Raw genomic sequence first — 26,586 nt, 5'->3', positions numbered from 1 at the left:
ATAGCAATTATTTGAGTACTACTCCCAAAGATTTTAAATTGTAAGTCCCCGATTTTCAGCTTACTTGGTTCAAACCATTACAAATTAAATTATTGTTAAACTCAATAAAAATTTTAAATTTTTATATATTTGTGCTAATGAAAAAAGTATCTCAAAAAATAATGTCAATCTTGATGGCGTTCGTAGTGTTATTCTCTACGATGTCATTTACCATTGATTTGCATTACTGTGGAGATACTATTGTCGATTATTCTTTCTTTCATAATGTGGAAACTTGTGGAATGAAAAAAGAGCAAGTTGTATCAACTTGTGAAAATCCAGAAATGAAAAATAAATCCTGTTGCTCAGATGAACAAATCATCATCGAGGGACAAGAAGATTTAAAAAATAATTTCAGCACACTCACATTTGAGCAACAGATTTTTGTTGCATCATTCCTTTACTCTTACATCAATCTTTTTGAAGGAACGGCATCAGAGGAGGTTCCTTATAAAGATTATCCACCACCATTTGTCATACGGGATGTGCAAGTCTTGCACCAGACCTTCGTAATTTGATTTATTAAACATTCGTGATTCGCCCTTCGATAACTATCGACTAGGGCTCAATTTGTTGTATTTGTATTTCTGTGTTTCAGGATTTCAAATCATTCGTAAATGTTTAATAATCAAAGTATATGCTTAATAAAGCTATCAAATTTCTTATCGAGAATAAGCTCGTTGCAGCTCTATTGTTATCCCTGTTTGTAAGCTGGGGAATTATAAGCACTCCATTTAATTGGAATACCGGAATTCTACCATCAAATCCTGTTGCCGTAGATGCAATACCAGATATAGGAGAAAATCAACAAATAGTATTTAGCAAATGGGTTGGTAGGTCTCCTCAAGATATAGAAGACCAAATTACGTACCCTTTAACAACCACTCTTTTGGGAATACCTGGAGTTAAAACTATTCGTAGTTCATCTATGTTCGGCTTTTCTAGTATTTACATCATTTTTGAGGAGGATGTTGAATTTTACTGGACTAGAAGCCGAATTCTTGAGAAAATAAATTCTTTACCTAATGGTTTGCTTCCCGATGGTGTCAACCCCACATTAGGACCTGATGCTACAGGATTAGGACAAATTTATTGGTACACTTTAGAAGGTCGAGATAAGGATGGTAATGTAACCGGTGGATGGGATTTACAAGAACTACGAAGCATTCAAGATTATTATGTTAAGTATGGCTTGGCTTCTGCAGGTGGTGTTTCTGAGGTTGCATCAATTGGTGGTTATGTGCAAGAATACCAAATTGATGTTGAGCCTGAAAAAATGCGTCAATATGGTATTGGATTAAGTGATGTCGTTAAGGCGGTTAAAAGGTCTAATCAAGATATTGGTGTACAGACTTTAGAAATGAATCAAGCGGAATATTTAGTTCGTGGCTTAGGTTATGTGAAATCTATTTCTGACCTAGAAGATGCTGTGGTTACTTCAAAAAACTTTACCTCAATTCATATCAAGGATATTGCGAATGTACATTTAGGCCCCCAAACGAGAAGAGGTATTCTAGATAAAGAAGGAGCTGAAGTTGTAGGTGGCGTTGTGGTTGCTAGATATGGTGCCAATCCATTAGAGGTAATTAACAATGTAAAAGAACAGATTGTAGAAATTTCATCAGGTTTACCCTCAAAAGTATTGAAAGATGGGAGAACATCTCAGTTAACAATTGTCCCCTTTTATGATCGTACAGAGCTTATTCAAGAAACCTTACATACGTTAAACGAAGCACTTACGCTAGAAATTCTTATTACTATTCTTGTAATTATAGTTATGGTGTTCAATCTACGTGCATCTATACTTATTTCGGGTTTATTACCGGTTGCAGTATTGATGGTCTTCATTGCCATGAAATTGTTTAATGTAGACGCAAATATCGTTGCTTTATCTGGAATTGCGATCGCTATAGGTACTATGGTAGATGTCGGGGTAATACTCGCTGAGAATATGATTCGGCATTTAGAAGATGAGAAACTGCGCTTTCAAGCAAATGGTGTAGAGTATACAACCAATGAAATTATATATAACGCAACGGCAGAAGTATCAGGGGCAATATTAACAGCTGTCCTAACAACGATTATTAGTTTTTTACCCGTATTTACAATGATAGGTGCAGAAGGTAAACTTTTTCGTCCGCTAGCATTTACCAAAACAATGGCATTAACGGCATCTTTGGTAATTGCACTTTTCTTGATACCACCAATCGCCGCATTTCTTTTTAGAAAGCGAAGTTTAAAAACAGCAACAAAATTCGTTATTAATGGGTTATTAATAATTCTAGGTTGTATCGCCATTTTTTATGGCTATTGGTTGGGCTTATTGTTAATTGCTTTTGGTGCTGTGGCTTTTTTAAAGATCAGGTCTTTTATATCATCGAAACAAGAGAATTTGACAAACATCGTACTATCAACGTTAGCGATTGTAATCTTACTTGCAGAATACTGGAGACCACTTGGGTTTGATCGTAGCATTATCATGAATTTGATTTTTGTTTCTATTATTTGTTTCGGTCTATTGGGAGTATTTACCGTTTTTAAAAAGTATTATGACCAAATTCTTCGCTGGGCTTTAGAGAATCGACTTCTTTTCTTAACGATACCAACAGTGATTTTAATACTGGGGGTTCTCATTATGAGAAATACTGGCAAAGAATTTATGCCTGCTCTTAATGAAGGCTCTTTTCTTTTGATGCCTACTTCTTTACCGCATGCTGGTGTTGAAGAAAATAAACGTGTTTTGCAACAACTAGATATGGCTGTTGCCAGTATTCCAGAAATAGAGACTGTGGTTGGCAAATCTGGTAGAACAGAATCTGCGCTTGACCCAGCTCCTTTATCTATGTACGAAAACATGATTCAGTATAAGTCTGAATATATGAGAAATAGTAATGGATTAAGGCAACGTTACAAGGTTAACGATGACGGATTGTTTGTCCTTAATAATGACAAGTATATCATCAACCCGAACAATGACATAAATGATGATGCAATTTATGAAGCTTCAAAACTAAAAACTACAGCTACTAACAGAGATTTAATTGCTGATGATGACGGAGAATATTACCGAAATTGGCGACCAGAAATAAACAGTCCAGATGATATTTGGAATGAGATAGTTAAGGTAACCAAATTTCCAGGTGTAACATCTGCCCCAAAATTACAGCCTATTGAAACTAGACTTGTAATGTTACAGACCGGTATGCGAGCTCCAATGGGTATTAAGGTAAAAGGTCCCGATTTAAAAACTATCGAAGATTTCGGATTGCAATTGGAAACCATTTTAAAGGAGGTGAATGGTGTAAAGAAACAAGCTGTTTTTGCAGATCGCATCGTTGGTAAGCCCTATTTACTAATTGACATTAAGAGGAAGCAATTAGCCCGTTACGGATTAACCATAATGGACGTTCAAGAGGTACTACAAGTAGCGGTTGGCGGTATGTCTCTTACGCAAACGGTAGAAGGAAGGGAACGATATGGAGTAAGAGTTCGTTACCCAAGAGAATTAAGGTCAAACCCAGAAGATTTGAAAAATATCTATGTTCCCATTAAAAACGGTACACAAGTGCCACTTGGTGATCTTGTAGATATAAGATATGAACAAGGACCACAGGTAATTAAAAGTGAGGACACCTTTTTAATAGGTTATGTATTGTTTGATAAATTAGATGGTTTTGCTGAAGTTAATGTTGTAGAAAGTGCACAAGCTCGAATTGAACAAAAAATCGAAAATGGTAGTTTAATAGTTCCGCAGGGTGTCAGTTATCGCTTTACCGGAACCTATGAGAATCAGATAAGGGCAGAGAAAACACTTTCAATCGTAGTGCCTATGGCGCTGTTAATTATTTTCTTGATATTATATTTTCAGTTTAAATCGGTAGCCACATCATTAATGGTATTTACAGGAATCTCGGTTGCATTTGCTGGTGGCTTTATTATGATCTGGTTATATGGTCAAGATTGGTTTTTCAATTTTAGTTTATTCGGAGAAAATCTACGGACACTTTTTAATATGAAAACCATTAACCTAAGTGTAGCTGTCTGGGTTGGTTTTATTGCACTGTTCGGTATAGCTACTGACGACGGTGTTGTTATGGCCACCTACCTGACCCAAACATTTGATAGAGAAAACCCTACTGATAAAAAAGGGATTAGACAAGCAACTTTAGAAGCTGCAGGCAAGCGAATAAGACCTTGTTTAATGACAACCGTAACTACCATATTGGCACTACTGCCTGTATTAACATCTACAGGAAAGGGAAGTGATATTATGATACCGATGGCCATTCCCATATTTGGAGGAATGATCATAGATATAACTTCCTATTTTTTGGTTCCTGTTCTGTATAGCTGGAAAAAGGAGTATGAACTTAAAAAAGTATACAAATGAAACAGTTAAATCTAGTTATTTGCTTATTCCTTCTAACTGCATTTGTTAATGCCCAAGAATTACAGTCTTTTATACAGGAAGCTAAAAGTAATAGTCCAGAGATACAAGCATACAATCTTCGCCATAACATAGCTGAAGAAAAAGTGAACGAAGCTAATTGGATTCCGAATACGGAATTTAGCGCTGGCTATTTTGTAAGTGAGCCAGAAACTAGAACGGGAGCTCAACGAGCACGTTTTTCAGCAAAACAAATGCTGCCTTGGTTTGGTACTATCACAGCTAGAGAAAATTACGCGAGTTCAATAGCTAATGTCGAATATGTAGAAATCGTAATCGCCAAGCGTAAACTAGCACTTTCCGTCTCTCAGTCGTATTACAGCTTATACACAATTAAGACAAAACAAAAAGTGCTTGACGAGAATATAGAGCTACTTAAGACCTATGAAAAATTGGCACTTACTTCCGTAGAAGTTGGCAAAGCTTCAGCGGTAGATGTGTTGCGATTGCAGATTAGACAAAACGAATTGCAGCAACAAAAAGAGGTGCTGGAGGAAACCTATTTGGGAGAGCAAACTTCCTTCAACAAGTTGCTGAATCGAGATGGAAATACAGGTGTAACCATTCTCGAAGCATTGATGTTGCCCAGCGAAGACATCTTTTACGATGAAAATAACCTATCACTTAATCCAGAGTTGCTTAAATATGACAAACTCTATGAATCCATAGCACAATCAGAACTGTTGAATCAAGCCGAAAGCAATCCTATGATTGGTTTTGGATTGGATTATTTGCCAGTTTCTGAGCGTCCCGATATGAATTTTAGTGATAATGGGAAGGATATTTTAATGCCGATGGTTTCGGTCTCTATCCCCATTTTCAATAAGCAGTACGATTCTAGAAGCAAGCAAAACGAATTGAAACAGTTAGAAATCAACGCTCAAAAAGAGAATCGATTGAATGTTTTAGAATCCGCTTTCGCGAAAGCGCAATCGCAACGTAATCAATCCAGAATAGCATACAATACACAAGCTAAAAATTTAAAGCAAGCTAAAGATGCTGAGCAAATTCTTATTAAAAACTATGAAACAGGCACTATCGATTTTAACGATGTACTGGATATACAGGAGCTTCAACTCAAATTTGAGTTGAATCAGGTGGAATCCATACAAATGTATTACATACAATCTGCACTGATTAATTACCTAATTAACTAACCGATGGAAAAGAAATTATTCATAAAAAATATGGTGTGTAATCGCTGTATTAAAGCAATTCAGAGGGATGTTGAAATATTAGGTATTCAATTAAAGCATATTCAATTAGGCTCTATAATCTATGAAGAGAGATCTAAAGATGATTTTAATAATATAAAAACGATTTTAGAAAATAATGGTTTTGAAATTCTACTTGCTCAAGACCAGCAACTAGTAGAACAAATTAAAATTGAACTCATCAAGTTACTGCAAAAACTGCCTTTACAATTGGAAAAAACTCTCTCTAAATATTTAGAAAGCACGATGAGTATCGAGTACTCAAAAATCAGTAAGATTTTTTCATTTAATGAAAGTATAACTATAGAAAAATACTTTATCAAGTTAAAAATAGAAAAAGTAAAAGAGTTGATACAATTACAAGAAAACAACTTTACAGAAATTTCACAACTACTTGATTATAGCAATGTCAATCATTTAAGTAGGCTATTTAAGAATGAAACTGGTATGAGTTTAACGGAATATAAGAATAGTCAAAAAAGCATAAGAAACGCCTTAGACCAAATTAGGTAGATAAGAACCATAATTGTGATACAAAAAGCTTTAATTCAAGAGTAATTTCGTGTCTACAAAATAAAAGCTAAAATGAAAACTAAAATAATTTTGTTGTTTCTAATTGGGTTAACTACAGGTGTTTATGCACAAGACACACAAGGAAATATAGATAACCTTCCAGTAAGAGAACACACTATTACCTTGCGTGAGGCTACTGTGAATAAAGCAGGCAAAGATGTTGTGGGAATGACCGTTAACGGGACAATTCCCGGTCCAACTTTAGAGTTTACAGAAGGTGAATATGCAATAATATATGTAAAAAATGAAATGAGTGTAGAAACCTCAGTGCATTGGCACGGACTTTTACTTCCTAACTTTTACGATGGTGTACCGTACTTAAATACACCACCTATAGAACCAGGACATACACAGAAATACGAATTTCCTATCAAACAATCTGGAACCTATTGGTACCATTCCCATACAATGTTACAAGAACAAAGCGGCGTATACGGTTCCATTGTTATTCAGCCTAAAGAAAAAGTGTTGGATTATGACAAAGAATTGGTGTTGGTCTTATCTGACTGGACGAATGAAAAGCCGATGAACGTTCTGCGTAATTTAAAGCGTGGGAATGAATGGTACAGTATTAAAAAAGGAACAGCTACACCTTTAAATCAAGTAATTGCGCGTGGCGCTTTTGGAGCACAACTCAATTTTTGGAGGCAACGTATGGAAGGTGCAGATATAGCAGATGTATATTATCCTGCATTTTTAATTAATGGAGAAGAAAGCATTGACTATCCAGAATTTAAAGCTGGTGAAAAAATAAGACTGCGAATGATTAATGGAGGAGCTTCTACCTCTTTTTGGATGACGTTTGGAGGAGAGATACCTGTACTGGTTTCTTCAGATGGATTAGATGTGGTTCCTGTCGAAAGAAATAAAACTTTTATAGGAGTAGCCGAAACGTATGATTTTATTGTCACGGTACCAAAAGAAGGTAAGATGGAATTTAGAATTACTGCACAAGATGGTTCTGGTACAGCCTCTGCTTTTATAGGTAATGGTACAATTTTACCTGCAATGGATGTTGCTCGACCAGATAAAATCGGGATGATGCAGAAAATGGCTAAAATGGATATGAAAATGGGTGCACACGCTTTAAAATTTCAGCCAGGTAAGGATGAGCGTTTTGAGATGAAAGAGGAATACGGGATGCAGATGGATAAAATGGAAGGAATGAAAATGGATGGAGAGATGAAAATGGATCATTCTAAAATGAAAGGTATGAAGATGGATCATTCAAAAATGTCTGGAATGGATATGAATAAGCCAAAAGATACTACAGAAATGGGTAAGATGGACCATTCTAATATGGCAGGAATGGATATGAAGAAAGACAAAACAATGTCTGGAATGAATATGAAGAAAGAGAATTCTATGCCAGGAATGAAGATGGAGGGAATGGATCTATTTGCCGAATACAATTATGATTATTTGAAGTCGCCCAGCAAAACAACATACGACAAAGATGTTCCCGTTAAGGAAATATTACTAAATCTTACTGGTAATATGAATCGTTACATCTGGAGTATGAATGGTGTACCACTATCTGAGGCTGATAATATCAAAATAAATAATAAGGAGGTAACGCGCATTACATTCAATAACCTGACGATGATGCACCACCCAATGCACTTACACGGTCACTTCTTTAGAGTACTTAATGAAAATGGAGAGTACTCGCCATTAAAGCACACGGTAAATGTGCCCCCAATGGAAGAAATGACTATCGAGTTTTATGGAAATAATGGCGATGAGGCTGGAGACTGGTTTTTCCATTGCCACATTTTATATCATATGATGGGTGGTATGGCAAGAGTAGTGTCTTATGATACGCCACGAGACCCAAGAATGGATGAATTTCCAGCTTCTAAAATTATTGAAGAAACCAACAAATGGTATTCTTGGGGACTGGTAGATGCAGCGTCGCATACTACTGGTTTTAATTTGATGACCTCTAATATTAGAAATCAATTTAATGCTTCTTTTGAATATGGATGGAATGAAAATCTGGAAGGAGAATTCACGTATGAACGGTATCTACACGATTATTTACGAGTTTTTGGTGGTGTAAACATTGAGAATTCAACACGTGATAGCTTAAATGAGTTTAGCACAACGGCAGTTGTTGGTGTTCGCTATTTAACGCCCTACTTATTCAATTTAGATGTGCGTGTTGATAATAAATTAAGACCAAGAATTGGTGTAGGTCGCAGTATAATGATTTTCCCAAAACTGTCTGTATTCGGTTATTATGAATACCAAATAGATTTAGGTTTCGTAGATGACCTACCTATGAATAAAGACTTTACTTCAGAAACAGTATGGAGTGCAGGAGCTGAATATATGCTATCAAGAAACTTTTCTCTTATGGCGAGTTACGATAACCGTTTTGGTGCCGGTGGAGGATTATCAGTAAGATTTTAAGTAAATAATATTAACAATAAAACAAATAAAAATGAAAACAATTAAAAGAAGTATTAGAACAGTAGCCTTAGTCGCTACAATGATTTTAACCGTGTCTTGTAAAGATGCTAATAAGAATGAAGCACCTTCGTCTGCTAGCAATGAAGTAATGCAAGAAAATATGGATAGCTCAAAAAATATGGCAATGAATAATTCTCAAAACGCAATGGCAGAAGCTATTTTAAAAGATTATTTTAATCTTAAAGATGCGCTAGTAGGAGATGAAAATGACAAGGCTAAGATGCTCGGTGGAACACTTGCTAAATCACTTGGCAATCTTGACAAGTCAACATATTCTGAAAGTCAACAAAAGGAATTAACAGACATTATTGAAGATGCAACAGAACACGCAGAGCATATTTCTGAAAGCGATATCAAACACCAACGTGAACATTTTAAAATTTTGAGCAAGGACATTACAGTTATGGTTTCCATAACAGGAACTGCGACAAAGTTGTACGAGCAATTTTGCCCAATGTACGATGGTGGAACAGCCTGGTTAAGTACAAAGAAAGAAGTAAGAAACCCATATTACGGAAGCTCAATGTTGAAGTGCGGTAAAGTACAGCGAGAAATCAACTAAATGAAAATTGTAAAAATCATAGCTTGGGTAGCATTAATCGCCTTTGTGATTATTCAATTTTTTCCAACGGATAAAAATGAAAGGTACACAATACCTGAAACTGATTTTATGATGTTTAACAAAGTACCGTCTAAAATCGAGAATCAGCTTAAGGTGTCTTGCTATGATTGTCACAGTAATAATACTGTATATCCTTGGTATAGCAAAGTTCAGCCAGCAGCTTGGTTTTTAGAAGACCATATTAAAGAAGTAAAAGAAGATGAAATAACATTTCCTTTTAAAAATATTGCTTTCGTATCTGACTTTAAAGAAGACATATCCAATGCATTCAAAAATGCAGAAGAAATCGCAAAAAAATGCAATGCAAAAATTCACTTGTTAAACATCAATACGACATCAGATTTTAATAGTGTTGAAAATGGTTTACAACCAATAAAGGACTTCTTAACGCATTTTCCAAAATTGGAAAACTATCAGATGCACGTTTATAGTGAAACTAATATAGAAAGTGGTATTGAAAAATTTGAAGATTCTATTGATGTAGATTTAATAGTAATGTACACTCATAGTAGAAAGGGATTATCAAGCATATTTTCAAAGAGTATTACTGAAAGTATTACCAATCATTCAAAAAAACCAGTGATGACAGTTCATTTATAATATGGAAAATTACGATACCCTTTCAGAAGCAATAAGTAATCTACAGACAAGAGGCTATACCGTTGATTTCAATTTGAAAGAGAAACATCTGGAATGTAATGCCTTAAAGTTAAAGATACATCCAGAAGATTTTGATGTTGATGAGATGCATCGTTTTGAAGGGATGAGCAGTACAGATGACAATAGTGTGCTTTATGCCATTTCATCCAAAAACGGAATTAAAGGCTTATTGGTGGATGCTTATGGAGTTTACGCCGAAAATATTTCAGAAGCAATGCGGAAAAAATTAAGATAAATACAGATTATTAAATGAAACCCTTAAAAACAAATACCCAAAAACTGTCATTATTAGGCTCTGTATCATTAGGTACAGGTGTGATGATAGGTGCTGGTATTTTTGTATTAATGGGGCAAATAGCCGAATTGGTCGGCGATTTATTTCCTATTGCATTTGTGGTAGGAGCTTTTATCGTAGGATTTAGTTCGTATTCGTATGTAAAATTCTCAAACGCTTATCCGTCTTCTGGAGGGGTTGCAAAATTTTTAACAGAGGCCTATCACCCAGGTACACTTGCGGGTTCATTTTCCTTGTTAATGTACGTTTCAATGGTTGTTGCCGAGAGTTTGGTGGCAGGTACTTTTGGGGCGTATGCATTACGACTGTTTCCGCAGGAGTATGCCGGCTACGCATCTGTATTGGGAGTCATACTTATTGGTATTGCATATATTGTCAATATTTCAGGTAATAAAATTATTGAACGTACCGCCACCTTTACTGCAATTATAAAAGTTGTTGGTATCGCTGTATTGGCCATTTCGGGATTGGTTATTTCTGGTTTACCTACTATCACAGGTAGTTATAGTCCTGCAACTACCCAATCCTTTCCTGAGGGTTTTGGATTTGTTGCCGCATTAGCCTTATCGATTCTTGCTTATAAAGGATTCACGACAATAACGAATCAAGGTGGCGACATAAAAAATCCTCATAAAAATGTTGGGCGTTCCATAATTATTTCAATTATCGTTTGTACAGTTATTTATGTTGTTTTGGCGTTATCGGTTGCTGGCGGATTGAGCATTGAAGAAATTATAGTAGCAAAAGATTATGCTTTGGCAGCTTCCGCAAAACCACTATTTGGCGAATGGGGTTCCACTTTAACAATTTTACTTGCCATTGTAGCAACAGTTTCCGGTGTCATTGCCAGCGTGTATTCTGCTTCAAGAATGTTAGGAATGTTAAGCGATATGAAACAAGTTCCTAATTTGAATAGAATCAAGAAACTTAAAAACCCTTCGTTGATTCTTACCGTTTCATTAGCAATACTATTAACTATTTTGTTCGACTTAACTCGAATAGCGTCTATTGGAGCAATTTTCTATTTGATAATGGATATTGCCATTCATTGGGGACTTTTTAAACACCTTAAAAACAAGGTAAAATTCAATCCAGTAATTCCCATAATTGCTTTAGTAATGGATATTGTTGTTTTGGCAGCATTTATCTATTTAAAATTTTTGACCGACCCATTTGTGCTTATTGTCGCAGCAATAGGTATTGCTCTCATTTTTCTTTCTCAATTTCTATTTATGAAATCACATACAGATAAGGACGGCAATATGAATATGGGAATGGAAATGAGTGAAGATGAAATGACCAAAATGTAAAAAATTAAAATAAAATGAAACACACCTATCACATACAAGGAATGACCTGCAACGGTTGTCGCAGTCACGTTGAGCAAACTTTATCTAAAGTTGATGGTGTGACAAACGCATCTGTTGATTTAAAAAAGCAGGAAGCAACAATTGAGATGAGTTCTCATATTTCTCTGGAAACTTTTCAGAAAAGCTTAAAGGATGATGGAGGGCGTTATTCCATCCACAACCTTGGCGAGCATCATCATAAGGAAGATTCGGCAAAAGAGAAAAAGCTAAAACAAAAAGGCAAAGGAACTGGCACTTTCTACTGCCCGATGCATTGCGAGGGCGACAAAACATACGACGAGCCAGGAGATTGTCCTGTTTGCGGTATGGATTTGGTTGAAGAAGTCAATCTTTCCGCAACCACTACAGAACAATGGACGTGTCCAATGCACCTAGAAGTCGTGAAAAACGAAGCTGGAGCTTGCCCTATTTGCGGAATGGATTTAGTACCGATGGAAGCAGATAGTTCAGCAGAAGAAAAGAACTATAAAAAGCTGTTGAAAAAATTCTGGATAGCTGTTGGGTTCACGTTACCCATTTTTATAATCGCAATGAGCGAGATGATTCCTAACAATCCGTTATACGATGTAATGGAGCAAAAATGGTGGAACTGGATTCAATTTGGCTTATCCATTCCAGTTGTGTTTTATGCCACGTGGATGTTTTTTGAACGTGCCTATCGCAGCATCAAAACTTGGAATCTCAATATGTTTACGCTAATAGGAATAGGTGCTGGTGTGGCGTGGCTATTTAGTGTTTTCGGAATGCTGTTTCCAGACTTTTTTCCAGAACAGTTTAAAACAGAGTCTGGTGCAGTACACGTTTATTTTGAAGCAGCAACCGTAATACTCACATTAGTTTTAATGGGTCAAGTTTTAGAAGCGCGTGCGCATAGCAAAACCAATTCCGCAGTTAAGGAATTATTGAAACTTGCACCCAACAAAGCCATTAAATTAGTTAATGGAAATGAAGAAGAAGTTTCCATTGACCAAATAGAAAAAGGAGATATTCTACGAGTGAAGCCTGGAGATAAAATTCCCGTCGATGGCAAAATTACCGAAGGCGAAACTACTGTAGATGAATCGATGATTTCGGGCGAACCTATACCAGTTAACAAAACTACAGATGATAAAGTAAGTAGTGGTACAATCAACGGCAATCAGTCTTTCTTGATGGAAGCTGAAAAAGTAGGTAGTGATACGCTGCTTTCCCAAATTATACATATGGTAAACGATGCCAGTCGTAGTCGTGCACCTATTCAGAAGTTGGCAGATACCGTTTCCGGGTATTTTGTACCTGTTGTAGTAATTATTTCGCTCATCACTTTTGCGGTATGGGCAATTTGGGGTCCAGAACCAGCTTATGTTTATGCCTTGGTCAATGCCATTGCCGTATTAATTATAGCCTGTCCTTGTGCTTTAGGATTGGCTACACCTATGTCTGTGATGGTAGGAGTTGGCAAAGGTGCACAAAATGGTGTACTAATCAAGAATGCCGAAGCCCTTGAGAAAATGGATAAGGTGGATACCCTTATCGTGGACAAAACAGGAACCATTACGGAAGGGAAACCAACCGTTGAGAAAATAGGTATTTTTGGAGACCACTTTCGCGAAAGCGAGATTCTACATTTTATCGCATCCCTAAACAGTTCCAGCGAGCATCCACTTGCCGAAGCTACCGTGAAATATGGAAAGGAACAGAAAACCGAAATATCCAAAACCGAAAACTTTAGCGCAGTAACAGGAAAAGGCGTAGAAGGAACAGTTGATGGCAAGAAGCTCGATTTAGGCAATGTCAAAATGATGGAGTACGCAAATGCTACGCTATCATCTGAAATGGAAACCGAAGCACAATCCTTTCAGAAACAGGGAAAGACCGTTTCTTACTTATCCATTGATGGCGAAGTTTCAGGCTATGTGGTCATAGGCGATAAAATAAAAGAAACGAGTGCCAAGGCAATCAAAGAATTGCAAGACAAAGGCATCGAAGTAATAATGCTCACAGGAGATAATCACGACACCGCCCAGGCAGTAGCCAACGAACTTAATCTCGCCGACTTCAAAGCGGGAATGTTACCAGAAAACAAACTGGACGAGGTTAAAAAGTTACAAGAACAAGGCAAAGTAGTGGCGATGGCTGGCGACGGTATAAACGATGCACCAGCATTAGCCAAAAGTGATGTAGGTATTGCAATGGGAACAGGAACGGATGTCGCTATTGAAAGTGCAATGATAACATTAGTAAAAGGCGATTTACACGGCATCGTAAAAGCAAAGAATTTAAGTCATAAAGTAATGCGGAATATCCAGCAAAATTTATTTTTTGCCTTGATATACAATACCCTCGGTGTACCCATTGCAGCGGGAGTTTTATTCCCATTTTTTGGAATACTCTTATCGCCAATGATTGCCGCGTTGGCAATGAGTTTCAGTTCGGTTTCGGTCATTGTAAATGCACTCAGACTTAAAACAAAATCAATTAATTAAAAACTAAAAGCCATTAGAAATGAATTCAAAAGAGAACAATCACGGAGAAATGAAAAAAGGAAATTACTCAAAATTTGTTGGTATGCTCGTGGCATCCTTTATAGCAATGTACATCACGATGTATCTAAACACCTATGCAATCGAACACGTATATTTTAGCCTCACAAGGTTTTATATGAGCTGTTTAGGTATTGCAGCGATGGCCATAATAATGTTTGTGGCAATGCGAAATATGTATCAAAATAAAAAGAAAAATGTTGCCATAGTTTTAGGAAGTATTATTCTATTTGTTGGTGCGCTAGGACTGGTACGTGACCAAAAATCAACTGTGGGCGATGTACTCTGGATGAAAGCTATGATACCGCACCACTCGATAGCAATATTAACCAGTGAGCGTGCAAATATTCAAGACCCTGAAGTGAAAAAATTAGCCAATGATATCATTAAAGCTCAAAAGAAGGAGATAGAAGAAATGAAACAAATGATTGACCGATTGCAAAATCAGAAATAGAGCATTCGAGCAGTCTTTTCGCTATATCTTTTGTTTGCAGAAATAGCAAAAAAAGGATGCCGCTACAATCCCTAACACCCATCGTGCTACACATTAAACAATTTTTATTATGAACAAAAACATATTATATATAGCAGTCGCAGTAATAGTGGGATTATTTGCAGGCTGGCTCATTTTCGGAAATTCTGAGATTGATGTTGACGCAAGCAAGGATTCGTCTAATATGTCAGATTCCCACAACCACTCTAGCGATACGGCAAACCAAATGTGGACTTGCTCAATGCACCCACAGATTATGCAACCAGAAGCAGGCGACTGTCCTATATGCGGGATGGACTTGATACCTGCTGAGTCTGGCGCTGAAGGTCTCGCTTTGAATGAGATAAAAATGACAGATAACGCAATGGCGCTGGCCAATATTCAAACTACAGTTGTAGGTAGTGGTGCACCTTCTGATGAAGACGGAATGATCTCACTCTCAGGAAAGATTGCTACAAACGAAGAAAATAACGCTGTACAAGCAAGCTATTTTGATGGTCGTCTGGAAAAATTGAATGTAAGCTATGAAGGTCAAAAAGTAAATCGTGGTCAATTACTGGCTACTATTTATGCGCCTAATTTAGTAGCGGCACAACAAGAGCTTTTAACTACGACTGCTTTAAAAGAATCGCAACCTGCTTTGTATAAAGCTGTGCGAAACAAGTTGAAACTCTGGAAGCTTTCAGAAAGTCAAATTAATGCTATTGAAACTTCTGGGAAGGTTCGTGATAATTTCCCCATTTATGCTACTGTTTCAGGAACTGTCTCAGAAGTTGCGGCAAGAGAAGGAGACTATGTAAAACAAGGTCAACCAATTTTAAAAGTGAGTAATTTGAATTCAGTTTGGGCAGAATTTGATGCCTACGAAAGTCAAATCTCTAATCTAAAAGTAGGTCAGAAAATGATGATAGTAACCAATGCCTATGCCAATAAAGAATTTGACGCCACGATTTCTTTTATTGACCCTATGCTGAACAACGCAACGCGTACTGTTACCGTAAGAGCAACACTTAAAAATATAGATGCCCTATTTAAGCCAGGAATGTTTGTCACGGGCAAACTCAAAGGAGAATCCAAAATGAATGACGATTTAATTACCGTTCCTGCAAGTGCAGTGATGTGGACAGGAGAACGCTCATTGGTGTATATAAAGACCAATCCTAACGAACCAATTTTTGAAATGCGTGAAATTGTGATTGCGAATCGTAATGGAGAAAATTTTAGGGTAAAAGAAGGGCTTGAAAATGGCGATGAAATCGTGACAAATGGAACATTCTCAGTAGATGCCGCCGCACAATTACAAGGAAAAAAATCGATGATGAACAAGAGCAAAAAGGAAACATCGGATATGTCATTGTCTCAAATGATAATAGACTTACCATCAAGTTTTCAGAAGGACTTTGAAAAAGTGCTCACATCCTATCTTCAAATGAAAGATGCATTTGTCTCAAACGATGCTAACCAAGTTGCCGCTTTTGCAAAAGAGACATCCAAGGCCTTAAAATCTATAGATATTAGTGGTTTAGGAAAGATGGAGCAAGCACACTTAAATAAAACTATTAAAATGTTTGACGCCATTGTAGAAAATGATAATCTGGAAAATCAACGTGACCATTTTGTAATTCTGAATGAAAATTTAGTGCCCATTGCTATGAATATTGAGAATGTTGATCCCATACTATATTTGCAAAAATGTCCTATGGCAAATAAAAATAAAGGTGCTTTTTGGCTAAGTAAAGATAAAGATATTCGAAATCCATATTATGGAGATGAAATGTTGACTTGTGGAAGTATCATTAACATAACTAAGTAAACTGTCAAAGAATAGAACACAAATTTTTCAAATAGTCCAGATTAAAATAGTTTAAGCTAAAACCTTAGAAAAGATAAATTTTTCTAGGATATAAAAAGAACCAAACTATAGAATTAAAGAAATAAATGTTATAGCACACTAGCAAATGAAAAAAATAATTAAAGAATTCATTGGAGCAATTTTGATTAAGTTACAACCCCAAAAAGTTGAAATATTAATAAAAAAAGGCATCAGTTTTAATGTCAAAAATGAACTCAGTTTAAGTGAGCGATTCATGCGTTCGGCACTTTTAAAAAATGCCGAAAAAAACCAAGACTTCGATTTGCTGGCAGATTATCATGAAAATTTTTGGAAAGAGACAGGTAGAAAATATTTTTCAGATAAAGAGAATGTATTGAAAGATTTTTTTTTTCCTAATTGTTTACCAGTATTTGAAAAGCTTCAGAATATTTTAAAAGATACATCACATGAATTTCACACCATTGTCGAGATTGGAACAGGCAATGGGGATGTTTTAGATTACTTGAGCGCTGAATTTTCACAAATTGAAAGATTTATAGGTATTGATTTAAGTGTTGAGCAAATTAAATTTAATAAAAAACAGTATGTTGAGAATATTAAAATCGAATTTGTAGCCGCAGATGGATTTGATTGGATTAAAGAAAACGGAACCAATAATATGATAATCTTTACTTCAGGTGGTGTCCTAGAATATTTTTCAGAACAACGATTGCAAGAGTTCTTTTCTTACCTAAACAAATTAGGGACTTCAATATTTATTGCAATTGAGCCCATTGGAGCAAATATTGACTTTAGCAAGAATCCAAATTCTCAACCTTATGGTGTTGAGCGATCATTTTCTCATGATTATGCACGCCTTTTTAAAAATGCAGGTTTTAATTTATGGCACGAGTCTAAGGCACCAGGCAAGATGCATGAAGATTATTTTGGGGTTTTTGGAGCAATAAATAAATGAATGTTATTCATTAATAATTACATAGAAATTGACGTTTAATCCAACATAACAGTTCGAATAACCAAAAGGTCTTGTATAAAAAAATGATAAGACTATCTTGGCAAACGATTTTTTTACAAAGAGATTAAATCAAAATAACACCAAACCATAACTAGAAATTTACTGATGACCACAAAAATGATAGACTTTTTAAAGAGGTACGAAATATGGGTGTTTTTAACACTTGCACCAATGCTGAATTTTGTAATAACTTTTGCTAAAAGCAAAGGCGTAATAGAATTTTTCCCGTACACCAATGGTCGCTTTTACGCTTTAATGTTTTTGTTGTTATTTATTGTAAAAATTACAAAAGGTAATGAAGGTATAAAGAATTTATTTAGACCTATGCTAGTTTGGAAAGTACACCCAAAGTGGTATGTATTTAGCTTACTGTTCGCATTTACCATAGGTTTAATAACTTTAGTAATTGTAGCTTTTTATAATGGAGATATGTCCATTCTTGATTTCGAAATTTATATACCTACCTTAAAATTCACTTTGTTTCTTTTGTCTTGGGCATTTCTAGGTGAAGTGGTATGGATAGGTTATGCATTTCGTGAACTTTCGAAAATTACTAAACCATTTTACGCAACTCAGGTTATCGGCTTTGTATGGTCTTTATGGTGGCTACCTTCCGTTTATATAAATGTTGGTGTAATTGAAGACCTTCCTGTATGGCCGTTGTTTTTAAATATGATGGGAGCTGCTGGTATGTGTGCTATTGTATATTCAAAAACCAGAAGTGGAATATGTGTACTGGTAATACAATCGATGTTAAATATGTCTCTTGTTTTGTTGCCGATTTCACCAGATGCGGGTGACCATACCTATACTATATTTGCGGTTCTTTACTTTATAATAATGTTGGTCTTTATGTATTTTATGCCACCAAAGATAGATTCTAATTCATTGAAATTGTAGTCTTTCTTATTAATTAATTACTTTAAAAAATTTTAAATATTATCCGTCAGCACATACCCCAACATTCCGCGAAGAGCTTCATTTCGGGAAAAGCGCTTCATTAAAGGTCTTAGACACAATCCCAAAGATTCCGATTTCCACTACGCTAATCCCGCCCAAAAGCAGGAAACGCTTCATTCCCAATCTACATATTTGAAATTTAGTCCGCTTTAAATTCTGCTAAAGAGGTTAATTCGTTTTCACAATCCGTTCAGCACATTCCCCTACATTCCTTAAAAAACTTCATTCCGTGAAAAGAGCTTCTCTACAAATGTCTTGGACACACCTATTGTTTTGCTTCCTTCATTACGTTAACCCGAACCGCTACGCTGGTTTGGGACACTTCATTTCGTTAGAAAAAATAGGTAAGTCCAACAAAACATCGGAAAGCCATCGACTCGATTTTCTTAACAGGATTTTCGGCGAAGTCTTCTTGAGCCTTCACTCGAAAATCCTTAAAAACCGAACCGCTGCCTTACACATTTTAAGGGGTTTATAATGGATAAAGCCTTTGTTGTTTTTCGGGGCGTCGAAAAACAGGCACGACATAACCAATTCTAATTTAATCACAGCTGCTTATCTCGCTTAACTGTCGGTACGCTCAAACGCAACTGCGCTTAAAAGAATTACTAATGCCCTTATGGAACTTGTCAAGACTATACAAGTTTTAGTGAAAAAGAAGGTTTCTACTTCCTTGAAAATCCAAGGATTTTACTACGTCGCAAACACACCTGATTTGTTCCCGAAAAGTCTGGACAAAACCCACTCTATCCATTGTGCGGTGCACAGAAGAAAAGAACAAACACCCCTTAAAACTTAATTCAGTTTAAATCAAATAGGGGAAATATAAACCAGTCTGTAACAAAGCAGACACAAATCTTTTTATTATGAGTACTATTAAAAATCACGTACAGTTAATTGGAAACGTTGGACAAGAACCAACTATTACGAACCTTGAAAGCGGAAAGAAAGTAGCCCGTTTTTCACTCGCCACAAATGAGTATTACAAAGATGCCAAAGGCGAAAAACAAACTGACACTAATTGGCATACGGTAGTTGCTTGGGGCAAGACTGCCGAAATTGTAGAGAAGTATGTTGTTAAAGGCAAAGAAGTTGGAATATCGGGAAAACTTAAAACCCGAAGTTATACAAGTGATGATAACGAACAACGCTATGTTACGGAAGTTGTAGCCGATGAAATTCTATTACTTGGAAGCAAAGACGACAAGTAAATCTTAAAATGAAAGAGGGCGTAACCGTCGAAAGATGCGCCCTCTTTTTCATTATTCACACTTTAAATAATATGTACAATGAAAGCACAAGTTAACGAAATCAAAGAAGGATTGCAACATTTTCACGGAACGGAAATGTTCTATCAAATCCCATTATTAAAAACACGTTTTACAGACGGTCTAAAATACCTTGCTAACGTGGCAGATTGTTTTTGGCTCATTACAGATACATCCGTAATCGCAAAAAGTTTGATGAACCGAAGCGAATTTGTAACCATAGACTTCAAAAGATTGTCCGAAGAAAAACAGGATTTTACAGGTTATGAAGCTGAAATTATTTATACAGATGGCAACGATACTATTTTAGAAAAACACAGCTATCGTGTAACCGATTTTCCACTCGACGAACTGCGGTTATTTTTTGTAAATAATACGCTGATGTTACCTAGCGAATATTAGAATTTTGAAGCTATGATTTACATAAAATTTCAGGATTTGAGCGAGGAAAAACAAGAGGACCTTTTACAGGTTTCGAGAGAGCACGTAACACATCTTTATGGGGAATCCATAAAAAAATATGTGGAAGAAACTGGTGCAGATTATGAAAACTTGATTGACGAGGAAATGATTAAAAACTTATACACCTATAATTTCGTTTTCAATATTTAGCACTATTATATAGAGCAACGAACACCTCTAAAATTTTAGAGGTGTTTTTCTATGCAATTAATATATAGTCAAGAAAAAAACGTATCTTTATTTCGCTGAAATTCAGCATTCAAATTTAAGTAGGGTTATCCACTTTTCGACTTTCGCCGATAACCGTACACATCGAAAAATAACATATCGGAAAATCATTTTCCCTGAAAATGGCAATCGGCTTTTTAGCCGGATTGTATGGATTTTTGTCACGCTTGCGCGTGACGAAAAGGAATAGCAAGAGGGTAACACGCTGCGCGATGTTTCGGATTCCTTTTCGTTTTCAAATAGCTGATTGCCAGCGATTTGAAGGTGTTTTAATTTCCTGACAATCAGAGATTTGCGACAAACGAGCTGTAAACGCCCATTTTTAGGGAAGATTTTGCGACAAATAGGCGAAATATGGACTCATTTATTGGAATTAGATTTAAAAAGGAAACTGCAAAACGCTTCCAAAGTTTCTCACGCACTTACTTCAAATCGCACACCGAAGCAATGGCTACGATGCTCGATTTTTTCTTCTACAATGAAATCTCGCCAAAGGAAAAATTGGGTCCGACGGGGCGAACCATCGAAGCCAAATTACTTAAAAGAATCAATGCTGTAATTGCCATAATGAGGGATGTGGAAAAGACACAAACCAAACCTACGGTAGCGATGATTCAATCACTTTTTGAAACAGAAGAACCAACCAAAAAACCGTTGATTGTAGAAAAGAAATATGCCGAACAAAAACCTAAAGTGAGATTTCAGGAAAAACAAAATCAGAATAACGAACTCTAATTTTTGAACTATGTACATCACAATAACACCCCAAAAATTAGGTGGCACTTATGGTCAAAGTTCGGCGGATTTTGTAGGCTATTTAGAGAAAGAAAACGAAGGTTTAGAACAACGAGATATGGAACACTTTTTCAACCAATATGGCGACGAGATTCCCGCTGAAGAAGTGGTCAAAGAAATTGATGGAAATACCGCAAAATTAAAAAAGAAAGAACCCAAGTTTTATTCGATTACGGTCAGTCCTTCAAAGTATGAATTACGAAAACTAAAGAACAATAGCCAAGATTTAAAAAATTACACTCATGAGCTGATGAAGGATTATGTCGCCAGTTTCAATCGGGAAATAAATGGACGACCTATATCAATCAATGACATAAAGTACTATGCTAAAATTGAACATCAAAGAACATTCAAGGGTACAGATTTTCAGATTAAAGAGAACCAACCTTACGCTTCAAAAATTCTTCAACTAAAAACTGAAATCCGAAATATTCAAGATGGACGAGCAAAAGGGAATATTAAAAAGATGAACAGGGAAATTGCCAAACTGGAACGCCAAGCACCGCATCAACAAAATGGAAAACGCATTGTCCAAGGAATGTCAAAAGATGGAAACCAAAGTCATATCCATATTATCGTAAGCAGAAAGGATGCTTCCAATTCGGTAAGTCTTTCGCCTGGTAGTAAACACAAAGCTTCTGAAGTAGAGATGCACGGCAAAAAGGTAAAGCGAGGTTTTGATAGGGATGCCTTTTTCGTTAAAGCGGAAAAGACGTTTGACAAAACTTTTGGATATAAACGCAATTTTGCCGAGACCTATAAAGCAAGAAAAGATTTTGTTAAAAACCCTAACCTCTATTTTGCTGCCTTGATGAAACTACCAGCTAACGAAAAGGCATTGGCTTTTAAAATGATTACAAAAACAGGCTTGCCAGTAATACCTAGTATTCCTTTAAGCCAAGCACAAATTGCGCTTCGGGTTTTCAAACGGTTAAGACGTGGTGCAGAAATAGCAATTAAATCAAGTTCCATCGGAATATAAGTAGTATGCAGATAGATAATATCATAACGACACTTTCAATTATTGGTTTTACCAGTACTGTTTTCTATGCGATGTTTCGGCTAAGTAAGTTTGCGTTTCTTTTGAATATCGCAATACTGTCATTTTTCGTATTCTATGTTGCTGCTGGAAATGAATTAACATTCATTTTGTTGTATCTAGTTTGTCCGCTACTATTAATTAATACAGGACTATACGTTTTTCTGCATAAAACTGAAAATTCGCAAAATGGCGATAGTAAATACCAAGTCAACTTTGCTACGAGCAAAGGGAATTTTAAATTGGATAATATTAAACGTGGCGCATCCGTCATCGGATCCGCTGGAAGCGGAAAAACCGAAAGTGTCGTTTACGGATTTCTTAAACACTTCCAAAAAGAAGGCTTTTGCGGAATCATTCACGATTACAAAGATTTTGAATTGACCGAAATGGCATATCCACTTTTCAAGGATAGCGATATTCCATTTAAGGTCATTTCCTTCGATAAAATCATCCATAGGGTAAATCCTATTGCGCCACGCTATTTAGAGAACGAGGAAAGCGTCAATGAGGTGTCAAGGGTGTTAATCGAAAAACTTTTAGAGCAAAGAGAAAGCGGAACAACTGGCACGACAAAATTCTTTAACGATGCTGCAGAGGGGTTGATTGGTGGTTTGATTTGGAAACTGAAAACGGAATATCCAAAATACTGTACGTTACCCCATTTGATAGCTGTTTATCAATTCCTTGATACAAAAAGCCTAATCCAGTTTCTGGAAACCAACACCACCTCAAGGGCGATGGCAGATGCTTTTATTAGTGGCAAAGATTCTGAAAGACAGACTGCTGGTGTAAAAAGCACCTTGGCCAATGCGCTCAAACGAATTAGTACCCAACGTATTTTTATGGCATTGTCCGCAGACGAAGTGCCATTGAATATTAATAGCGAGGAAAATCCATCAGTAATTTCAATAGTGAACAACCCAAAATTTGAAACCTCCTATTCGCCCGTCATTGCTACCATCATTCATACTATCACCAAGCAAATGAGCGTGCGGAATTCTAAACCGTCGTTCTTGCTGATGGAAGAAGCACCGACCATACGTTTGTTGAATATGCATCGTATTCCAGCAACCTTACGTAGTTACAACATCTCAACTATTTACGTGATGCAAGACAAGATTCAGAATGATATGATGTATGGCGATAAAGCAAGTAAAGCGATTTTGAGCAATTTATCCTATCAATTCTTCGGTAAGGTCAATGACCCGGACACCGCCAAATATTACGAACGCTTTTTTGAAATTATTAAAGACCCGACCAAGAGTATCAGTCGAGGACATAACCTTGATTTTGATACGCGTATTACTACGGGCGAAAAGGAAATTCCAAAGATTAGAGCTGATGTTTTCTTCAGGTTGAAACAAGGCGAATTTATTACTTACGCGGATGGAAAGGATAAGAAAATTCAATTTAAATTGGATGATATTCAAAGAGAATTACCAAAGGAATCGAAACAGTTTGCACAGGCTGATTTAGCAGCTAATTTTGAACGGGTTTATGATGAGGCGCGTTCGATATTTGAAAAGCGACTGTATGTGAGTTAAAGTAGCGACGTTCTTTGTACTCTTAGCAAAAAGCGGATTTTGTAAAGAGTGTGGCATTTTTGAAGCATACTTTAATGAGTTTGACTGCAATAACGAAACGAAGCACAACAAGTATAATGTTAAGAGTACATTTAAACAATCGTTTAATTATACTTTTTTAGTTCCGTAAAAGGTGAATTACCGGAACTACTAAAAAGAACGACAAATTGAACTGGAAGCGAATATGTTAGCAACATTTTCAAGTCATTTTGTAAAACGGCCGTTTTAAGGAACTAAAATCTATGTATTTTATTTCTTTACTAACTCCACTTCATCTTCTGCAATCGCACCGCATTCAATATAGCTAGCAACGCCACCCCCACATCCGCAAAAACGGCTTCCCACATTGTGGCAAGTCCACCAGCACCAAGAATAAGAACTATAATCTTTACACCAAATGCCAAACCAATATTTTGCCAAACAATTTTTCGGGTAGAACGCCCAATTTTAATTGCTCTTGCGATTTTTGAAGGTTGGTCCGTCTGGATAATGACATCCGCCGTTTCAATGGCAACATCGCTACCCAAACCGCCCATCGCGATACCTACATCACTTGCTGCCAATACCGGTGCATCGTTGATACCGTCGCCTATGAAGGCAACCTTCAAATCTGGTTGTGCTTTGAGCTTTTCGACTTCGTTCAATTTATCTTCCGGTAATAGACCGCCCTTAGCCCAATCTATGCCCAATTCTTTTGCGACCTGTTGAGTTATGGAATCCTTATCGCCCGAAAGCATAATGATTTTGGAAATCCCAGAATCCCTAATTTGCTTTATGGCTTGGTGCGCATCTTCCTTTAGTTCATCGGCAATGGTCACATAGCCCGCAAATTTTCCATCAATGGCGACCATGACGATGGATTCCACAATGTCATTGGTTGCAGATGGAGCTTCGATGTTATTTGAGGTCATCAAAGCCTTATTCCCTACCAGAACAGTCTTACCATTAACCGTTCCCAATAAGCCTTTTCCAGCCACCTCAGAAACATTCGTGGCATCTAAATCTGCACCTTCAGCTTTATATTCCAGAATTGCTTTTGCAATAGGATGGGTAGATTGTTCTTCCATTGCCATCAAGTATTTCATAAATACCGCTTCCGAGAAATTGGAACTGTTTATTACTTCCTTAATCTTGAAAACACCTTTGGTCACGGTTCCCGTTTTGTCCATTACCACAGTAGTCACTTTGGTCATTGCATCCAAAAATGAAGCTCCTTTAAATAGTATACCGTTGTGCGAGGCTGCACCCAGACCACCGAAATAGCCGAGAGGAATCGAGATGACCAATGCACAAGGACACGAAATCACGAGAAATATTAAAGCTCTGTACAGCCAATCACGAAACACATAATCATCCACGAAAAAGTAAGGCAAGAATGTCAGACCGATAGCGAGAAAAACAACGATAGGCGTATAAATCCTTGCGAACTTCCTTATAAATAATTCCGTCTTTGATTTTCTTGCAGTCGCATTCTGTACCATATCAAGAATTCGTGCAATGGAACTATCTTTAAACTCTTTTGTGGTCTCGATTTCGATTACACCATCGAGATTTATGCTTCCGGCAAAAACACTATCTCCTTTGGCGATAGTATCGGGTTTGCTTTCGCCTGTTAAAGCTGCGGTATTAAATGAACCTTTATCAGAAAGCAGAATACCATCGAGTGGTACTTTTTCGCCCACACGCACCTGAATCTTTTCGCCTATCTGAACAGTCTCGGGATTGACCGAAATGAAATCGCCATCACGGTTTACCAAGGCTTCATTAGGGCGCACGTCCAATAATGCTTTTATATTTCTTTTAGCACGGTTAACAGCAGCATTCTGAAACAGTTCTCCAACGGCATAGAAAAGCATTACCGCAACACCCTCGGGATATTCGCCTATGGCAAATGCGCCCAAGGTTGCAATGGACATTAGAAAAAATTCTGTAAAGAAATCGCCATTCTTGATACTGTTCCATCCTTCTTTTATGACTGGAAATCCAACTGGAATATAGGCTACCGTATACCAGACAACACGAATCCAACCCTTAAAAAATGGAAAAGCATCGAAATAATCAATGGCGATTCCTGCTATCAACATTACAAAGCTAAAAATCGCTGGTAAATAAGTTCTGAAATTGGAGGCTTCTTCTGGACTGCCGTGATTGTGTCCGTCATCGTGATTGTGCCCGCCTTGGTGTTCCTTTGGGTCTAAATCCCGTAAGTTTACTTTTTTCTTTTTCATGAGTGTAATTTCCTAATTATTTTGATGCAACAGAAGTGCATTTATTGCCTGCTGCATTTGTCACAGATTCCCTTCAAAACCAAATTTGCGTCTTCGGCAACGTAACCGTCCGGGAGGTTGATATGTGGAATCTTATGTTCAGTCAGACAGACCGTCTCATTGCAGTTGCTGCAATGAAAATGAAGGTGTAAATCCTGTTCAATCTCACAGTTACAACCGGGCTCACATAAGGCATACTTGGTTGTGCTAGTGCCATCGTCTATCTGGTGTACGATTCCTTTTTCCTCAAAGGTTTTCAGCGTTCGGTATAACGTAGTCCTGTCAGATTTCGCGAAAGCGTTCTCAATATCCGTAAGGGCGACCGCAATTTCCTTTTCGGCCATATATTTATAGATCAAGATGCGCATTGCCGTAGGACGCACATTTTTATTTTCCAATGTTTTTTCTATTTCCTTCATGCT

Annotated in this window: 22 protein-coding genes and 1 pseudogene; 21 read left to right on the top strand and 2 right to left on the bottom strand. The window is 36.8% G+C overall.

Translation table 11 applies throughout. The annotated features are described in order from the left end of the window. Positions 1–137: 137 nt before the first annotated feature. From PXC01_RS04920 to PXC01_RS04820, 21 genes and pseudogenes are all read left to right on the top strand, one after another. Positions 138–557 carry an HYC_CC_PP family protein gene (locus PXC01_RS04920; protein WP_073240370.1) on the top strand — a complete coding sequence of 140 codons (420 nt, stop codon included), beginning with the start codon at positions 138–140 and terminating at the stop codon, positions 555–557. Positions 558–676: 119 nt separating this feature from the next. Continuing rightward, the gene (locus PXC01_RS04915; RefSeq protein WP_073240371.1) at positions 677–4,429 is read left to right on the top strand and encodes an efflux RND transporter permease subunit; all 3,753 of its coding nucleotides are present in this window, start codon (positions 677–679) and stop codon (positions 4,427–4,429) included. Beyond that, positions 4,426–5,643, top strand: a complete 1,218-nt coding sequence (locus PXC01_RS04910) for a TolC family protein (RefSeq protein ID WP_073240372.1) — start codon at positions 4,426–4,428, stop codon at positions 5,641–5,643. Before PXC01_RS04915 ends, PXC01_RS04910 begins: the two co-directional genes overlap by 4 nt. Before the next feature lie 3 nt (positions 5,644–5,646). Further along, positions 5,647–6,213 (top strand): helix-turn-helix domain-containing protein, encoded by a 567-nt coding sequence (locus PXC01_RS04905; protein WP_073240373.1) that lies wholly within the window; start codon positions 5,647–5,649, stop codon positions 6,211–6,213. Positions 6,214–6,285: 72 nt separating this feature from the next. Further along, on the top strand, positions 6,286–8,688 hold the full coding sequence (locus PXC01_RS04900) for a multicopper oxidase domain-containing protein (RefSeq protein WP_073240374.1): 2,403 nt from the start codon (positions 6,286–6,288) through the stop codon (positions 8,686–8,688). A gap of 31 nt (positions 8,689–8,719) precedes the next feature. Further along, positions 8,720–9,310 (top strand): DUF3347 domain-containing protein, encoded by a 591-nt coding sequence (locus PXC01_RS04895; protein WP_073240375.1) that lies wholly within the window; start codon positions 8,720–8,722, stop codon positions 9,308–9,310. After that, positions 9,311–9,589, top strand: a pseudogene (locus PXC01_RS04890) (heme-binding domain-containing protein); the annotation flags it as partial. It lies immediately after the preceding gene. Next, positions 9,575–9,970, top strand: a complete 396-nt coding sequence (locus tag PXC01_RS04885) for a universal stress protein (protein ID WP_276471254.1) — start codon at positions 9,575–9,577, stop codon at positions 9,968–9,970. The pseudogene PXC01_RS04890 and the gene PXC01_RS04885, both read left to right, overlap by 15 nt. A 1-nt stretch (position 9,971) precedes the next feature. Next, the gene (locus PXC01_RS04880; RefSeq protein WP_073240377.1) at positions 9,972–10,265 is read left to right on the top strand and encodes a phosphoribosylpyrophosphate synthetase; all 294 of its coding nucleotides are present in this window, start codon (positions 9,972–9,974) and stop codon (positions 10,263–10,265) included. Positions 10,266–10,279: 14 nt separating this feature from the next. Then, positions 10,280–11,635, top strand: a complete 1,356-nt coding sequence (locus PXC01_RS04875) for an APC family permease (RefSeq protein WP_073240378.1) — start codon at positions 10,280–10,282, stop codon at positions 11,633–11,635. A 14-nt stretch (positions 11,636–11,649) separates the two neighbouring features. Next, on the top strand, positions 11,650–14,160 hold the full coding sequence (locus PXC01_RS04870) for a heavy metal translocating P-type ATPase (protein WP_073240379.1): 2,511 nt from the start codon (positions 11,650–11,652) through the stop codon (positions 14,158–14,160). Positions 14,161–14,179: 19 nt separating this feature from the next. Then, positions 14,180–14,671 (top strand): DUF305 domain-containing protein, encoded by a 492-nt coding sequence (locus tag PXC01_RS04865; RefSeq protein WP_073240380.1) that lies wholly within the window; start codon positions 14,180–14,182, stop codon positions 14,669–14,671. Positions 14,672–14,780: 109 nt separating this feature from the next. Then, on the top strand, positions 14,781–16,523 hold the full coding sequence (locus PXC01_RS04860) for an efflux RND transporter periplasmic adaptor subunit (protein ID WP_073240381.1): 1,743 nt from the start codon (positions 14,781–14,783) through the stop codon (positions 16,521–16,523). 145 nt (positions 16,524–16,668) lie between these two features. Continuing rightward, the gene (locus PXC01_RS04855) at positions 16,669–17,499 is read left to right on the top strand and encodes a class I SAM-dependent methyltransferase (protein WP_073240382.1); all 831 of its coding nucleotides are present in this window, start codon (positions 16,669–16,671) and stop codon (positions 17,497–17,499) included. 165 nt (positions 17,500–17,664) lie between these two features. Next, entirely contained in the window at positions 17,665–18,459 is a 795-nt protein-coding gene (locus tag PXC01_RS04850; protein ID WP_073240383.1) for a CPBP family glutamic-type intramembrane protease, read from the top strand. A gap of 926 nt (positions 18,460–19,385) precedes the next feature. Beyond that, the gene (locus PXC01_RS04845; protein ID WP_073240384.1) at positions 19,386–19,730 is read left to right on the top strand and encodes a single-stranded DNA-binding protein; all 345 of its coding nucleotides are present in this window, start codon (positions 19,386–19,388) and stop codon (positions 19,728–19,730) included. A gap of 78 nt (positions 19,731–19,808) precedes the next feature. Continuing rightward, positions 19,809–20,189 (top strand): DUF6876 family protein, encoded by a 381-nt coding sequence (locus PXC01_RS04840; RefSeq protein WP_073240385.1) that lies wholly within the window; start codon positions 19,809–19,811, stop codon positions 20,187–20,189. Between the two features lie 12 nt (positions 20,190–20,201). Then, positions 20,202–20,399: a hypothetical protein gene (locus PXC01_RS04835; RefSeq protein WP_073240386.1), complete on the top strand. Its 198-nt coding sequence runs from the start codon at positions 20,202–20,204 to the stop codon at positions 20,397–20,399. A gap of 432 nt (positions 20,400–20,831) precedes the next feature. Continuing rightward, positions 20,832–21,212: a BfmA/BtgA family mobilization protein gene (locus PXC01_RS04830; protein WP_073240387.1), complete on the top strand. Its 381-nt coding sequence runs from the start codon at positions 20,832–20,834 to the stop codon at positions 21,210–21,212. Positions 21,213–21,222: 10 nt separating this feature from the next. Then, complete coding sequence (gene mobB, locus PXC01_RS04825) at positions 21,223–22,254, top strand: MobB family relaxase (protein ID WP_073240388.1); 1,032 nt, start codon at positions 21,223–21,225, stop codon at positions 22,252–22,254. 5 nt (positions 22,255–22,259) lie between these two features. Further along, the gene (locus tag PXC01_RS04820; protein WP_276471205.1) at positions 22,260–23,858 is read left to right on the top strand and encodes a type IV secretory system conjugative DNA transfer family protein; all 1,599 of its coding nucleotides are present in this window, start codon (positions 22,260–22,262) and stop codon (positions 23,856–23,858) included. 299 nt (positions 23,859–24,157) lie between these two features. On the opposite strand, the gene PXC01_RS04815 is transcribed toward PXC01_RS04820, so the two are convergent. Further along, positions 24,158–26,125 (bottom strand): heavy metal translocating P-type ATPase, encoded by a 1,968-nt coding sequence (locus PXC01_RS04815; RefSeq protein WP_073240390.1) that lies wholly within the window; start codon positions 26,123–26,125, stop codon positions 24,158–24,160. Positions 26,126–26,166: 41 nt separating this feature from the next. Beyond that, the gene (locus tag PXC01_RS04810) at positions 26,167–26,583 is read right to left on the bottom strand and encodes a Fur family transcriptional regulator (protein WP_073240391.1); all 417 of its coding nucleotides are present in this window, start codon (positions 26,581–26,583) and stop codon (positions 26,167–26,169) included. Positions 26,584–26,586 lie beyond the last annotated feature (3 nt).

It is taken from the genome of Maribacter huludaoensis, from assembly GCF_029350945.1.
Classification (GTDB): domain Bacteria; phylum Bacteroidota; class Bacteroidia; order Flavobacteriales; family Flavobacteriaceae; genus Maribacter; species Maribacter huludaoensis.
This window is presented reverse-complemented; position numbering and strand designations above follow the sequence as displayed.

What these genes read in the sequence shown, in the direction of transcription:
- PXC01_RS04920 (WP_073240370.1), top strand. Translation starts at nt 138, where the DNA reads ATGAAAAAAGTATCTCAAAAAATAATGTCAATCTTGATGGCGTTCGTA.
- PXC01_RS04915 (WP_073240371.1), top strand. Translation starts at nt 677, where the DNA reads ATGCTTAATAAAGCTATCAAATTTCTTATCGAGAATAAGCTCGTTGCA.
- PXC01_RS04910 (WP_073240372.1), top strand. Translation starts at nt 4,426, where the DNA reads ATGAAACAGTTAAATCTAGTTATTTGCTTATTCCTTCTAACTGCATTT.
- PXC01_RS04905 (WP_073240373.1), top strand. Translation starts at nt 5,647, where the DNA reads ATGGAAAAGAAATTATTCATAAAAAATATGGTGTGTAATCGCTGTATT.
- PXC01_RS04900 (WP_073240374.1), top strand. Translation starts at nt 6,286, where the DNA reads ATGAAAACTAAAATAATTTTGTTGTTTCTAATTGGGTTAACTACAGGT.
- PXC01_RS04895 (WP_073240375.1), top strand. Translation starts at nt 8,720, where the DNA reads ATGAAAACAATTAAAAGAAGTATTAGAACAGTAGCCTTAGTCGCTACA.
- PXC01_RS04880 (WP_073240377.1), top strand. Translation starts at nt 9,972, where the DNA reads ATGGAAAATTACGATACCCTTTCAGAAGCAATAAGTAATCTACAGACA.
- PXC01_RS04875 (WP_073240378.1), top strand. Translation starts at nt 10,280, where the DNA reads ATGAAACCCTTAAAAACAAATACCCAAAAACTGTCATTATTAGGCTCT.
- PXC01_RS04870 (WP_073240379.1), top strand. Translation starts at nt 11,650, where the DNA reads ATGAAACACACCTATCACATACAAGGAATGACCTGCAACGGTTGTCGC.
- PXC01_RS04865 (WP_073240380.1), top strand. Translation starts at nt 14,180, where the DNA reads ATGAATTCAAAAGAGAACAATCACGGAGAAATGAAAAAAGGAAATTAC.
- PXC01_RS04860 (WP_073240381.1), top strand. Translation starts at nt 14,781, where the DNA reads ATGAACAAAAACATATTATATATAGCAGTCGCAGTAATAGTGGGATTA.
- PXC01_RS04855 (WP_073240382.1), top strand. Translation starts at nt 16,669, where the DNA reads ATGAAAAAAATAATTAAAGAATTCATTGGAGCAATTTTGATTAAGTTA.
- PXC01_RS04850 (WP_073240383.1), top strand. Translation starts at nt 17,665, where the DNA reads ATGACCACAAAAATGATAGACTTTTTAAAGAGGTACGAAATATGGGTG.
- PXC01_RS04845 (WP_073240384.1), top strand. Translation starts at nt 19,386, where the DNA reads ATGAGTACTATTAAAAATCACGTACAGTTAATTGGAAACGTTGGACAA.
- PXC01_RS04840 (WP_073240385.1), top strand. Translation starts at nt 19,809, where the DNA reads ATGAAAGCACAAGTTAACGAAATCAAAGAAGGATTGCAACATTTTCAC.
- PXC01_RS04835 (WP_073240386.1), top strand. Translation starts at nt 20,202, where the DNA reads ATGATTTACATAAAATTTCAGGATTTGAGCGAGGAAAAACAAGAGGAC.
- PXC01_RS04830 (WP_073240387.1), top strand. Translation starts at nt 20,832, where the DNA reads ATGGACTCATTTATTGGAATTAGATTTAAAAAGGAAACTGCAAAACGC.
- mobB (WP_073240388.1), top strand. Translation starts at nt 21,223, where the DNA reads ATGTACATCACAATAACACCCCAAAAATTAGGTGGCACTTATGGTCAA.
- PXC01_RS04820 (WP_276471205.1), top strand. Translation starts at nt 22,260, where the DNA reads ATGCAGATAGATAATATCATAACGACACTTTCAATTATTGGTTTTACC.
- PXC01_RS04815 (WP_073240390.1), bottom strand. Translation starts at nt 26,125, where the DNA reads ATGAAAAAGAAAAAAGTAAACTTACGGGATTTAGACCCAAAGGAACAC.
- PXC01_RS04810 (WP_073240391.1), bottom strand. Translation starts at nt 26,583, where the DNA reads ATGAAGGAAATAGAAAAAACATTGGAAAATAAAAATGTGCGTCCTACG.